The organism is Pseudomonas sp. NPDC087612, from assembly GCF_044743505.1.
Taxonomy (GTDB): domain Bacteria; phylum Pseudomonadota; class Gammaproteobacteria; order Pseudomonadales; family Pseudomonadaceae; genus Aquipseudomonas.
On sequence record NZ_JBIUWO010000001.1, the window covers coordinates 517504 to 530104 of the forward strand.

At 62.7% G+C, this 12601-nt stretch carries 13 protein-coding genes; 3 read left to right on the forward strand and 10 right to left on the reverse strand.

Translation table 11 applies throughout. The features are described 5' to 3' along the window. Positions 1 to 235 precede the first annotated feature (235 nt). The 3 genes from ACIOVF_RS02215 to ACIOVF_RS02225 all read right to left on the reverse strand — a co-directional run bounded on the left by ACIOVF_RS02215 (position 236) and on the right by ACIOVF_RS02225 (position 3334). Positions 236 to 1471: a saccharopine dehydrogenase family protein gene (locus tag ACIOVF_RS02215; RefSeq protein WP_045194188.1), complete on the reverse strand. Its 1236-nt coding sequence runs from the start codon at positions 1469 to 1471 to the stop codon at positions 236 to 238. Between the two features lie 27 nt (positions 1472 to 1498). Further along, the gene (gene nspC / locus ACIOVF_RS02220) at positions 1499 to 2596 is read right to left on the reverse strand and encodes a carboxynorspermidine decarboxylase (protein WP_045195650.1); all 1098 of its coding nucleotides are present in this window, start codon (positions 2594 to 2596) and stop codon (positions 1499 to 1501) included. 114 nt (positions 2597 to 2710) lie between these two features. After that, a complete protein-coding gene (locus ACIOVF_RS02225; RefSeq protein ID WP_401287139.1) occupies positions 2711 to 3334 on the reverse strand; it encodes a LysE family translocator in 624 nt (207 codons plus the stop codon). 154 nt (positions 3335 to 3488) lie between these two features. On the opposite strand from ACIOVF_RS02225, the gene ACIOVF_RS02230 reads away from it, so the two are divergent. Beyond that, the gene (locus tag ACIOVF_RS02230; protein WP_045194191.1) at positions 3489 to 3944 is read left to right on the forward strand and encodes an Lrp/AsnC family transcriptional regulator; all 456 of its coding nucleotides are present in this window, start codon (positions 3489 to 3491) and stop codon (positions 3942 to 3944) included. Positions 3945 to 4140: 196 nt separating this feature from the next. Continuing rightward, the gene (locus tag ACIOVF_RS02235; protein ID WP_401287143.1) at positions 4141 to 5976 is read left to right on the forward strand and encodes a di-heme-cytochrome C peroxidase; all 1836 of its coding nucleotides are present in this window, start codon (positions 4141 to 4143) and stop codon (positions 5974 to 5976) included. Between the two features lie 39 nt (positions 5977 to 6015). On the opposite strand, the gene gltS is transcribed toward ACIOVF_RS02235, so the two are convergent. The 7 genes from gltS to ACIOVF_RS02270 form a co-directional block, all read right to left on the reverse strand. Then, entirely contained in the window at positions 6016 to 7224 is a 1209-nt protein-coding gene (gene gltS, locus ACIOVF_RS02240; RefSeq protein WP_401287145.1) for a sodium/glutamate symporter, read from the reverse strand. A 43-nt stretch (positions 7225 to 7267) separates the two neighbouring features. Continuing rightward, positions 7268 to 8206, reverse strand: coding sequence for a formimidoylglutamase (gene hutG / locus ACIOVF_RS02245; RefSeq protein ID WP_401287148.1), 939 nt, complete (start codon positions 8204 to 8206; stop codon positions 7268 to 7270). An 18-nt stretch (positions 8207 to 8224) separates the two neighbouring features. Next, positions 8225 to 8950 carry an IclR family transcriptional regulator gene (locus tag ACIOVF_RS02250; RefSeq protein ID WP_038995818.1) on the reverse strand — a complete coding sequence of 242 codons (726 nt, stop codon included), beginning with the start codon at positions 8948 to 8950 and terminating at the stop codon, positions 8225 to 8227. A gap of 78 nt (positions 8951 to 9028) precedes the next feature. Then, on the reverse strand, positions 9029 to 9937 hold the full coding sequence (locus ACIOVF_RS02255; RefSeq protein ID WP_401287151.1) for a LysR family transcriptional regulator: 909 nt from the start codon (positions 9935 to 9937) through the stop codon (positions 9029 to 9031). Continuing rightward, positions 9937 to 10248 carry an NIPSNAP family protein gene (locus tag ACIOVF_RS02260; RefSeq protein ID WP_038995821.1) on the reverse strand — a complete coding sequence of 104 codons (312 nt, stop codon included), beginning with the start codon at positions 10246 to 10248 and terminating at the stop codon, positions 9937 to 9939. The genes ACIOVF_RS02255 and ACIOVF_RS02260 overlap by 1 nt, the downstream gene beginning before the upstream one ends. Positions 10249 to 10308: 60 nt before the next feature. Then, positions 10309 to 10968, reverse strand: a complete 660-nt coding sequence (locus tag ACIOVF_RS02265; RefSeq protein WP_401287155.1) for an HD domain-containing protein — start codon at positions 10966 to 10968, stop codon at positions 10309 to 10311. Between the two features lie 112 nt (positions 10969 to 11080). Then, the gene (locus ACIOVF_RS02270; protein WP_045194206.1) at positions 11081 to 11653 is read right to left on the reverse strand and encodes a TetR/AcrR family transcriptional regulator; all 573 of its coding nucleotides are present in this window, start codon (positions 11651 to 11653) and stop codon (positions 11081 to 11083) included. Positions 11654 to 11800: 147 nt separating this feature from the next. Here ACIOVF_RS02270 and ACIOVF_RS02275 point away from each other — a divergent pair, with 147 nt between their 5' ends. Continuing rightward, positions 11801 to 12598, forward strand: a complete 798-nt coding sequence (locus ACIOVF_RS02275; RefSeq protein ID WP_045194208.1) for a crotonase/enoyl-CoA hydratase family protein — start codon at positions 11801 to 11803, stop codon at positions 12596 to 12598. Positions 12599 to 12601: the final 3 nt, after the last annotated feature.

Genomic DNA, 12601 nt, shown 5'->3' on the forward strand with positions numbered 1-12601 from the left:
GATGATGCAGCGTGGTGCAACCTGAGAAGTTGCGGGCCTGCGCTGCCAGCCGGTGAAGGCCGTTGCAAGAATGGCCGGCAATTTAACAAACTTGATTGCATCTGGGAAGCCCCCAGGCAAACAAATTGTTGTTAAAACAGCCACTTACTCTGAATCGAGGCGCCAGGTCGGCGCCTCGAGCGTTCACCGGCTACGCCCGACAAGGCGCAACCGGTGTTTTACCGCCGCAAGAAACTCAGTTCCACGGACGGTCGCCGTTCTCGTCTTTAACCCGAGTCGGTAGGCCCATTACGTCCAGCGCCTTGAGGAACGGCTCGGCTGGCAGCTCCTCGACGTTGACCATGCGCTGCACGTCCCACTCGCCACGGGCAACCAGCAGCGCCGCGGCCACAGGCGGTACGCCTGCGGTGTAGGAAATGCCCTGGCTGTCGGTTTCGGCGTAAGCCTCTTCGTGGTCCGCTACGTTGTAGATGAACACTTCACGCGGCTGGCCGTCCTTGGTGCCCTTGACCAGGTCGCCGATGCAGGTCTTGCCGGTGTAACCCGGCGCCAGCGAGGCAGGATCCGGCAGCACCGCCTTGACCACTTTGAGCGGTACCACTTCAAGGCCTTCGGCGGTCTTGACCGGTTGCTCGCTGAGCAGGCCAAGGTTTTTCAGCACGGTGAAGACGTTGATGTAGTGCTCGCCGAAGCTCATCCAGAAACGCACGTTCGGCACGTCGAGGTTCTTCGACAGCGAGTGCACTTCGTCGTGGCCGGTCAGGTACAGGTTCTGCGAGCCGACTACCGGCAGGTCGTCGGTACGCTTGACTTCGAACATGGTGTTGCTGGTCCACTGGCTGTTCTGCCAGCTCCACACCTGCCCGGTGAACTCGCGGAAGTTGATTTCCGGGTCGAAGTTGGTGGCAAAGTACTTGCCATGGGATCCGGCATTGACGTCGAGGATGTCGATCGAATCAATGCTGTCGAAATACTGTTGCTTGGCCAGGGCGGCATAGGCGTTGACCACGCCCGGATCGAAGCCCACGCCAAGAATGGCGGTAACGTTCTTTTGTTGGCACTCTTCGAGGTGTTTCCACTCGTAGTTGCCATACCAGGGCGGCGTCTCGCAGATCTTGCCCGGTTCTTCATGAATGGCGGTGTCCAGGTAGGCCACGCCAGTATCGATGCAGGCACGCAGCACCGACATGTTGAGGAAAGCGGAACCGACGTTAATGACGATTTGCGATTCGGTTTCGCGGATCAGCGCTTTGGTCGCTTCGACGTCCAGCGCATTCAGCGCGAAGGCCTTGATTTCTGCGGGCTGCTTGAGGCTACCCTTGGCCTTGACGCTGTCGATGATGGCCTGGCATTTGGAGATGTTGCGCGACGCGATAGCAATACGACCGAGTTCGTCGTTGTGCTGCGCGCACTTGTGGGCCACCACCTTGGCGACACCTCCTGCACCAATGATAAGAACGTTCTTCTTCAATTTCTCTTGCTCTCCTTTACTGCCAGCTTACGACAGGCTGGACAAGTAGTCTTCGAAACCAAACTCACGAACCAGCTCGACACTACCGTCGAGTTGTTTCACTACGATGGACGGCATTTTCAGGCCGTTGAACCAGTTTTTCTTGACCATGGTGTAACCCGCTGCGTCAACAAACGACAGCCGATCGCCGATGGCCAGCGGACGATCGAATTGGTATTCGCCGAAAATGTCACCGGCGAGGCAGGATTTGCCGCATACCATGTAGGTGTGTTCGCCCTCGCTTGGCGCCAGCTTGGCGTTCAGGCGGTAGATCAGCAGGTCGAGCATGTGCGCTTCGATCGAGCTGTCGACCACGGCCAGGTGCTTGCCGTTGTAGAGGGTGTCGAGCACGGTAACTTCCAGCGAGGCGCTCTGGGTGATCGCCGCTTCGCCCGGCTCCAGGTAAACCTGCACGCCGTACTTCTCGGAGAAGGCTTTCAGGCGCGCGCAGAAGGCGTCGATTGCATAGCCTTCGCCGGTGAAGTGGATACCGCCGCCAAGGCTGACCCACTCGACCTTGTGCAGCAGGTGACCGAAGCGCTCTTCGATGGTGCACAGCATCTGGTCGAACAGGCCAAAGTCGCCGTTCTCGCAGTTGTTGTGGAACATGAAACCGGAGATCTTCTCGATGACGGCCTCGACCTTCACCGGGTCCCACTCGCCCAGGCGGCTGAACGGGCGCGCCGGGTCGGCCAGCAGGTAGTCGGAGCTGCTCACCTGCGGGTTGACGCGCAGGCCGCGGACCTTGCCTTCAGACTGTTCGGCAAAACGCTCGAGCTGGCCGATGGAGTTGAAGATGATCTTGTCGCAGTTGTCGAGCATCTCTTCGATTTCATCGTCGGCCCAGGCCACGCTGTAGGCGTGGGCTTCGCCGGCGAACTTCTGGCGGCCGAGCTTGAGCTCGTACAGCGACGACGAGGTAGTGCCGTCCATGTACTGCTCCATCAGGTCGAACACCGACCAGGTGGCGAAGCACTTGAGTGCCAGCAGGGCCTTGGCCCCGGACTGCTCGCGCACGTAGGCGATCTTTTCCATGTTGCGCAGCAGCTTGGTTTTGTCGATGAGGTAGTACGGCGTTTTGATCATTTCGAGGCCCCCGGCCAGGCCGGCCAAAAAAAGGACACGCATTGTGCCTTCCCTTGCCCCAAGTCGAAAGAGCAAAAGCGCTTTTCCCTGGATCGGCGGTCAATTTCGGTGTATTCACCCGTGACCGAGCCATTGCTCGATGAGTAAAACCGCAGCAATCACCACCATCGCCAGCCCCGACACCCGGCTGATCACCTGCGCCGCCGCTGGCCGCGCCTGCAGCACCGCCTGCGAGCTAAAGCCCACCAGCAGGTAAACCACCGCGCAACTGCCGGCATGCACCAGGCCCAGGGTGACGATCTGCACCGGCACGGGCCAGGCGGCCATGGCATCGGTGAACTGCGGCAGCAAGGCCAGAAACAGCAGGAACACCTTGGGGTTCAGACCACTGACGCAGACGCCCTTGAACGCCCAGCGTGCCCACGACGCCGACTGCTGCGCCAGCCCGGCCTGCGGCGCTGAAGGATGAACAAGCATGTTGATGCCCAACCACAGCAAGTAACCGCAACCGGCCACAGTCAGCAGGGTCAGGGCCATGGGGTTGCTGGCCACCAGCCCTCCTACCCCGGCGGCGACAATCAGGGTTGCCAGCAGATGGCCGAGCAGCAACCCGGCCACTGCCGGCACCACCACCCGCCCGCGCAACCCGGCGGAAATCGCGTAGGCCCAGTCCGCCCCCGGGGTAATCACCAACAATAACGACACCGCCCAGAACGCGGCCAGCATGTTCAAGGTCATGGCCACAGCTCCGGGCGCTGAATCTGGAATTTTCTTGCCTGCATGCTTGCCTCCGCTCGCTGATCTGACGTTGAGCGGAAGATTAGAGAAAAGCTGATAGGATTATCTTTCTAATATTCCAGAACTAACGGTCAGAACAGAAAGGTTCTTCCCCATGGACAGGATTGACCGCAAGATCCTTGCGCAGCTGCAAAACGACGGGCGCCTGTCGCTGACCGAACTGGCCGACCGGGTGGGCCTGAGCCTGTCGCCCTGTCACCGCCGGGTGCGCGCGCTGGAGCAATCCGGGGTGATTCAGGGCTACCGCGCGCAGTTGGCGCCGGGCGCCCTGGGGCTGAATTTTTCGGCCATGGTCTTCGTCACCTTGCGCGAAGGTGATCGCCAGGCGGTCAGCGCCTTTGAGGCGGCGCTGCAGGAGATTGCCCAGATCGTCGAAGCGCAGCGGCTGTTTGGCGATCCGGACTACCTGCTGCAGGTGGTCACCCGCGACCTGCCAGCCTTCCAGCAGTTGTACGACGAGCGACTGTCGGCACTGCCCAATGTGCAGCGCCTGACCTCGACCCTGGTGATGAAGCGGGTAATCGAGAACCGCTCGTTACCGATAAGCTGAGCGCACTGCGCCTGGCCGCCGCGCAATACCATGACAAAACGCCACCACGGCGCTGAAAACCTTCTACGCTGCACAACAAGATCCAGCCTGAATGACCGCGGCGCCGCGAGGCGCCAACGCAAACGCTAACAGAGGTAATGCCCCTTGACCTGATGTCCTAACAACACCGTTGGCTAAGCCACGAAGGATCGCAGCAATGACAATGAAGTCTGTGTTGGCAGCAGTCAGCATCAGCGTCGGGTGCCTGGCATCGATCGGTGCCCAGGCCGATGAGCCCGTTCTGGACCAGAACTGGAGCCCCAAGGACCTGGCGCTCTGGCAGAACACCTCCCAGGGTTCACGCCTGGTGCCCTTGAGCTGGTTGATGGCGCTGGAGGTCGCCGGCCAGCCCGAAAGGTTTCTAAGCGATAAAAACATCACGACGTACGGTTACACCCCCCACCTTCTGCCCTTCAACGGCGAGGTCTACCGATTGCCTCGCGGTTTTGTCATCGATCAGGGCGACGACCGCACGCTGACCTTCTCGCGGCTGCGCTGGTACACCGATCAACGCGACCAGGAGCCTTGGGTCGGCTTGAACTGCGCGGCGTGCCACACCGCCAACATTACCCACGGCGACAACACCTGGGTGATCCAGGGGGGGCCGACCAATGCCGATTTTCAGGCCTTCCTCGACGCCTTTCGCGCAGCCCTGTATGCCACCGCCGACAACGAAGAAACCTTCGACCGTTTTGCCCGAAAGGTCCTCAAAGACGGCTACACACCGGCCAACCGACTGCAATTGCACACAGCGCTCAACAGCCTCGCCCAGTTCCTCAAGACCGGTGCCTCGCTCAACGCCACCAACCTTGAATACGGCCCCGGCCGCGTCGATGCAGTGGGACATATCCTCAACCGGGTGGCGCAACTAAACGGCGCCATGGCCCAGACGCCCAACCCCTCGGACGCACCAGTCAGCTACCCGTTCCTGTGGAATACCCCGCAGCACGATGTGGTGCAATGGAACGGCGTGGCGCCGAACAAGCGCCTGGGCAAGAACGGCCTGGATATCGGTGCCCTGGCCCGTAACGCCTCGGAAGTGGTCGGCGTGTTCGGCGATGTGGCGATGCAACAGGGGCCTCTGCTCAAGGGGTTCATTTCGAGTGTGCGGGTCAAGAACCTTGACCAGCTGGAGCGAACCCTGCAAAAGCTCAAGCCACCCAAATGGCCGGAGAAACTGGGGGCAATCGATCGCAGCAAGGCCAGCCTGGGCGCTGAACTGTTCAAACAAAAGTGCGTGAGCTGTCATCTACCGTTGGCACGCGACAACCTGACAGCCCCGATCACGGCCCAGATGATTGCCATCGCCGCAGAGGAGTCACCCTCCACTATCGCTAGCGATCCGTGGATGGCCTGCAATGCCGTGCAGTTCACCAGCGCCCCAGGCAACCTGCTGGGCGAGCACCTGAATGCCAAAAAAGGCCATATCGACCACAGCTCGCCGCTGGTCACGCAATTGGGTGTCGCCGCGCGGGAAATACTGCTGAACCAGAAAAGTGAAATCATCGACCTCGCGCTGCGCGGGGCCTTTCATGTCGAACCGCTCGTGCAACTGCAGGCAAGCAAAGACAAGCAGTTGAGCATGGTAGAAACACTGCTCCCGGCAGATAAAGCCTACCGCCTCGATCAGTGCTACACGCTGGCGAAAATGACCACGGTCGAGGACGGCAAAACCGTGCAGAAGTACCCGTTGGCCTACAAGGCCCGCCCACTGACCGGCATCTGGGCAACTGCGCCCTACCTGCACAACGGCTCGGTGCCCACGCTGTACGACCTGCTGCTGCCCGCCGAGCAACGGCCCTCGCGCTTCAAGACGGGCTCGACCCGCTTCGACCCGCAAAAGGTCGGGTTTATCGATGCCTTCGGGCCCGGCAGTCCGTTCACCTATGACACGTCCTTGCCCGGCAACTTCAACGTCGGCCACGACTACGGCGCATCATCGTTCAGCGATGACGAGCGCTATGCCCTGGTCGAATACATGAAGACCCTCTAGCCCGATCGAAGGCGGGGCCTTGCGCCCCGCCCCGCACCCTCAACTGAAGGCGTTGATGAACCAGGTAATCAGCGGCAAGGCGACGATGTCGATCAGCACCGCCCCGCACAGCGGCACGATGATGAAGGCCTTGTACGAGAACACCTTGTAGTGGTCGCAGATCGCGCCCATGTTGGCCACCGCGTTCGGCGTCGCGCCCAGGCCATGGCCCATGTAGCCGGCGCACAGTACCGCCGCGTCGTAGTTGCCGCCGAACAGGCGGAACAAGACGAAGATGCACATCAGCACCATGATCAGCACTTGCACCACCAGGATCACCAGCAGCGGCAGGCCCAGTTGCTCCAGCTCCCAGAACTTCAGGCTCATCATCGCCATGGTCAGGAACATGCCCAGGCTGATGTCGCCCAGGGTGCTGACGGCATTGTCGGGAATCTCGATGACCCGTGCGCGATCGTTGAAGTTACGCGCCAGGATGGCGACGAACATGGCGCCGACGTACACCGGCAGGACGATGCCCAGGTGCGCCTTCAGCGCATCGCCGATCCAGAAGCCGAGCACCATGATCACCAACATGCAGGTCAGCAAGCGCAGCAGCACCGGCGTATCAATGCTGACAACGGGGGTTTCATTGGCTTTTTCCAGGGCTTGCAGGGCATCGACCTGGTCTGCCTGTACCACCAGTTTCTTGCGTTCGATCAGGTAACGCGCCACCGGGCTGCCGAGCAGGCCACCGGCAACCATGCCGAAGGTCGCCGAGGCCAGCGCGGCTGTAGTGGCGCCGACCGTGCCGAGGCTCTCGGCGATCGGGCCAAAGGCTGCGGCGGCGCCAAAGCCACCTTCCAGCGACACGGCGCCGGCCATGATCCCCAGCAGCGGGTCGATGCCCAAGGCCTTGGCCATGCCCACGCCGACCAGGTTCTGCAGCAGCGCCAGGCCCCAGCAGGCACCCAGGTAGATGAACAGGATCTTGCCGCCCTGGCGCAGCAGGCCAAGGCTGCCGCCCAGGCCGACGGTGGTGAAGAACGCCACCATCAGCGGCGTTTGCATGGCGGTGTCGAGCTTGATGTCCAGCCACTGCTGGTCACGCAGCAGCCACACCACCAGGGCAAAGCCAAAACCGCCGATGACCGGCGCCGGAACACAGAGCTGGCGCAGCCAGTAGCTGTGCTTCTTCAGTTGCGCACCCATCGCCAGCAGCAGGAGCGCCAGGGCGACGGTGGTCAGAGCATCGAGTTGCAGGGTCAGCATGGTTAACACTCTTCTTTTTATAGTTGGAGAGGGGTTGTGGATTTCAGTCGACCAGGCTGGCCAGCAGCCGCGCAGCGATGCGCGCGGTGCGTTGGTCCTGGTCAAGACCGGGGTTGAGTTCGGCGATGTCGGCCATGCGCAACTTGCCGCTGGCCTTGGCGCGCCGCGCCAGGTGCTCGACCACCATCAGCTCGACGCCATGGGCCGAGGGCGCACTGACGCCGGGCGCCTGGCTGGCCGGCAGGACGTCCAGGCAGAGGGTCAGGTACAGGTGGTCGATGCCGCTGAGAAAGTCATCGACGAAGGTTTCCAGCGCGGCGATATTCCACGGCTGCATCTGCCGGTCGAGGCGGTAACGCACGTTCAGGCGCTGGGCCTGGTCGAACAGGGCCTGGGTGTTGTTCAGCTCGCTGACGCCCAGGCAGCAGTATTCAAAGGCCATGCCGGCCTGCTGGCAGTACTCGGCAACCTGCCGGAACGGCGTGCCGGAGCTGCTCTGGGCGCTGTGGCGCAGGTCGAAGTGGGCATCGAAATTGAGAATGCCGATGCGCGGCTGCGCCTCTTGCTGGCGTAAATGGCCAGCCAGGCCGAGAAAACTGGCATAGGCGATTTCGTGCCCGCCGCCCAGGCCCAACGGCAGATGCCCTTGCCCCAGCAGTTGCGTCACCCGCTTGGCATAGGCCTGCTGGGCACCTTCCAGGTCAGTACCGAGGCAGACGAAGTCGCCGCTGTCATAAACCGGGCGCTGGCCACGCCAGGCCAGGTTGGCCAAGGCCTTGCGCAGGGCCGGCGGCCCCTGGCGGGCGCCGCTGCGGCCCTGGTTGCGGATCACCCCTTCGTCACAGGCCAGGCCCACCAGGGCATTGCCAGCCGGTTGATCATCAGCCCAGGGCTGCACCCATTGGTGCCAGCGCAGGGCCGCCGCGCCTTCTGCGGCGTCGACGCGGCCCTGCCAGAGCGGCAGTGCGGTAGTGCTGTTCATGCGGGTACTCCAGTAGATTCAGTCCAGCCGCGCACCGATGCGCAGGGCCACGTCGCAGGTCCAGCGGGTCAGGCGCTCGCTGTTCTGACGGGCGCGAATGGCCGGGGCCATCAGGCTGATTGCGCCATGCAGGCGGTTGCGGCTGTCGAGCACCGGGGCACTGACGCCCCAGATGCCGTCGTCGATTTCACCGAGGCTGATGGCATAGCCCTGGTCACGGATCTGCACGAAGCTCTGGCGGTAACTGTCCAGTGCTTCGGCTTCCAGGCCCTGCTCTTCAAGAATCGCCAGGCTGCGCGCCGGCTCCATGTGCGCCAACAGCACCCGCGCCGACGCGCCGACCCGCAGCGGTTGCGCCAGGCCCTTCTGGTAACAGCAGCGCAGCGGCTGCGGGCTGTCGATCAGTTCGATGCAAATGGCCTGGCCGTTGCTCGGCACCATCAGTGCCACGCTTTCCTGGCTGAGTTCGGCCAGGCGCTTGAGCTCGGGCTTGGCCAGCGACACCAGCAGTGCTTCGCGGTCGAACTTCTTCGCCAGTTGCAGGCAGGCCGGGCCCGGCAGGTAGCGACCATGGCCATTGTCTTCGGCCAGGCCCCAACGCAGCAGGGTCTTCAGGTGCCGATAGGTGCTGCTCAGGGGCTGGTCCAGTTGCAGGCTCAGCTCCTTGGCCGACACGGCCTCGTTGGCCTGGCCGAGGGCGACGAGGATCTGCAGCAGGCGATCGGTGGGCGTGGTGTAGGTCATATGTGCTCCTTGGCGCCATGGTGCACAGTCTTTCTCAATAGGTGAAACTCGATTCCCATTGAGTGGGAAATATCCTACTTATAGCCCCTTGGCCGCCCACTGCAGGCAGCGTGTTTGCAAAAAGCCCTGCAACGCCTTGACCCGCTCGGTCACCTGCGCCCGGTGCGGGCACATCAGGTACACCGGGGCGTACTCGCCCTGCCAGTCGCCGAACAAGCGCTGCAAACGCCCGGCCGCGACGTCCGCGGCCACGTCCAGCCAGGCCTTGTAGACCACGCCATGCCCGGCCAGGGCCCAGCGCCGGGCCACTTCACCGTCATCGCAGCGGTATTCGCCGTGCACCCGCACTTCGTTCACTTCACTGCCACGCGCAAAGCGCCACAGGTCATAGGGCCGGCCGTTGCGCTGGTAGATCACGCACTGATGGTCAGCCAGCTCCTGGGGCATAGAGGGCGTGCCGTGGCGCGCCAGGTACTCGGGGCTGGCGCAGGCCACGCGGTGGTGATCGAGCAGAATCGGCAAGGCGACCATGTCGGAATCGGCCGGCACGCCAAAACGCAGGGCGACGTCGACTGGTTCGCGGTACAGGTCGCTGGCCTGGTCGTTGAGCATCAGTTGCAGCTGGACCCGCGGGTATTCGCGCTTGAACGCATCGAGCCAGGCCAGCAGCACGCTGCGGCCAAAATCCGAAGGCGCCGCCAGTTGCAGCAGCCCGCCCATCTGCAGCGCCTGATCGCGCAAGGCTTGCTCGCCCTCGGCCAGCGCGCCCAGGGCCAGGCGCACGCTGTCGAGGTAGCGCCGGCCTTCGTCGGTCAACCGTTGCTGGCGAGTGGAGCGGGCAAACAACCGTACTTGCAGGCGCGTCTCCAGGCGCTTGAGTGCAAGGCTGGCGGCTGCCGGAGTGATGTCGAGGCTGCGCGCAGCGGCAGACAGGCTGCCCTCGTCGGCCACCCGCACGAACAGTTCCAGGTCGAAAAGCGTGCTCATCAGTCCTGCCCGAACACCGGGCGCAAGAACGAGCGCTCATAGCTGAGGATGCAACGGGTGTCCTGGGCGTACTGGAAGGCGGCCAGGCACTCGGGGTCGTTCATCGAGTCCTGGCGGTAGCGTTCGTACGCGGCAAGGCTTGGAAAGGTGAACATCGCCATGGCGATATTGTTGGCACCTTCCGAAGGCAGGAAGTAGCCGTGGTGCTGGCCGCCGAAGCGCTCCACCAGCGGGATCCAGAGTTTGCCGTAGTGTTCGAACTCGGCGAGTTTGTAAGGGTCGAGGACGTAGCGCAGGTAGCAGGTGATCATCGGTGGCACTCGCTGAAGTTGCTCGGCAGCCGAGAATGCACGATTCCAGCGCTGCCCGCATCAGTCTTGAGGGCCGCCAATCTCTTCCATGAAACCTTGCACAAACAGCTCAAGCCGCCGATGCCGCTCGGCCGCCAGACGTGCGCCCTCCCCGGTTTGAAAGCCCGAGGCCAGTTTCAGCAATTTGGTGTGAAAGTGCTCGAGGCTGAACTGGTGGTCCAGGTAGTCGCGGCCTGCCGCGCTGGGATTAGTGAAATCGTACAGGGCCGAGCCCATGCGCCCACCGACGTAGAAGCAGCGAGCCACACCGACCATACCGATGGCGTCCAGACGGTCACTGTCCTGAAGGATTTTTGCCTCGAGGGTTTCCGGCGCCAGGCCGGCTGAAAAACTGTGCGTAGCGACGGCATGAGCGACAGCGCTGATGCGCTCGCCGGGCCAGCCAAGATCGGCGAGTATCCGGGCAGCTTTTTCCGCAGACAGGGTCGAGGCCTGGGCGCGCAGCGGCGAGTTCTTTTCGACCGCGACGCAATCGTGCAGCAGCGTGGCGGCCAGCAGGATGGACAGATCGCCGCCCTCCCGGGCCTGAATCCGCCGGGCATTGCTCCAGACCCGGTGGATATGCGTCAGGTCGTGAGAGCCATCGCCGTTGTCCGCCGGCAGGTGCGGCAACAGCAGGTCAGCGAGGGCTTGGCAGGGATGGAAAGGTTGGGTAGTCATCAGCAGTGGCGCCTTGGAACAGGTCATTGAAAATACGCCAGCGATGCCCGTATTGCGACCGCTGCGCGCTCGATCGCGGGCAAGCCGGCTGCCACAGGGACCACAGGCGCCTTCAACCCTTGTGAGTTCCCTGCAATTCGCCCAGGGCCCGCTGGGTCACCGCCTTGAAGTAGCTCATGTCGTCATGGATCCGTGCCAATAGAATCGCCCCTTCGTAATCCGCTACCAATTGCCGCCCCCGGGCCTGCGCCTGTTCATCATCCAGCAGGCCCTGATAGAGCCGGGCAAACGCCTTGGCCCAGGCGGCAAAGAATTCGCGAATCGGCACCATCAGCTCATTCTTGCCGTAACTGGCATCGATGGCCACCACCGCCATCAGGCAGCCGATGGCATCGGCCTCAAACACCCGACCTGCCTTGCGACCCATTTCCTCCAGACGTTGAACAGGGCTCAGGCTCAAGTCGTCGGCAATACTGAACAGGTGCTTCGCAAGCCCTTCATGGGTCCAGGCCAGCACGTCGCGCAGCAGCGCTTCCTTGTTCGGGTAGTGATGATAGAAGGACGCCTTGGTCAGGCCGCAGGCCGCCGAAAGCATGTCCATGGTGGTGCCGTGATAGCCGTAGCGCTTGAAGGTGTTGGCGCAGCGCTGCAGCAGTTGGTCTCGGGGAATTTTCAGCGGTCGCACGGCCAGTCCTGCAGTCGATCAATGGCGCTGATTCTATGCCATAAGCCTGGCCAGCTCCACTTGATAGTTACCGAACGTTTGGTTAGCTTCATCAAACCGAACGAACGGTAAGTAACCCTTCTAACCTCTTTGCCGGAGTGCAAGTCGATGAGCGAAGCCAATAGCGGCCCCGATCGAGTCAGCCGCGAACAGCGTGGCCACCTATGGCTGGTGGGCCTGGACCGCGCCGCCAAGCGCAACGCCATGGACAGCGCGCTGCTGATGGACCTGGCGCTGGCCCTCGGTGAATACGAGGGCAATGACGAACTGCGCTGCATGGTGCTGTTTGCCCATGGCGAGCATTTCACCGCCGGGCTCGACCTTATGGAGTTGGCACCGAAGCTGGCCAGCGGTGGCTTGCACTACCCAGAGGGCAGCATCGACCCCTGGGGCACCCGCCTGCCTCGCCGGAGCAAGCCGGTAGTGGTCGCGGTCGAGGGCATCTGCTGGACCGCGGGCATCGAATTGCTGCTCAACGCCGATATCGCCATCGCTGCCAGCAATGCGCGCTTCGCTCACCTGGAGGTGCTGCGCGGCATCCCGCCATCAGGCGGCTCTACTGTGCGCTTCACCCAGGCCGCAGGCTGGGCCAACGCCATGCGCTACATGCTCACTGGCGATGAGTTCGATGCCGATCAAGCGCGGGCGATGAATCTGGTCAATGAGGTGGTGGCTCCAGGCCAAGCCCTGGCCCGCGCCATCGACTATGCCGAACGCATTGCCAGGGCTGCGCCGCTGGCGATCAAGGCTACCCTGCAATCGGCCTTCCTGGCCCGGGACGAAGGCGATGCTGCGGCATTGGCCAGGCTCGAGGAAACGTTGCTGGAGCTGATCGGCAGCGCCGATGTGCGTGAAGGGGTGATGGCGATGATGCAAAAGCGCGCCCCGCAGTTCACCGGGCGCTGACCA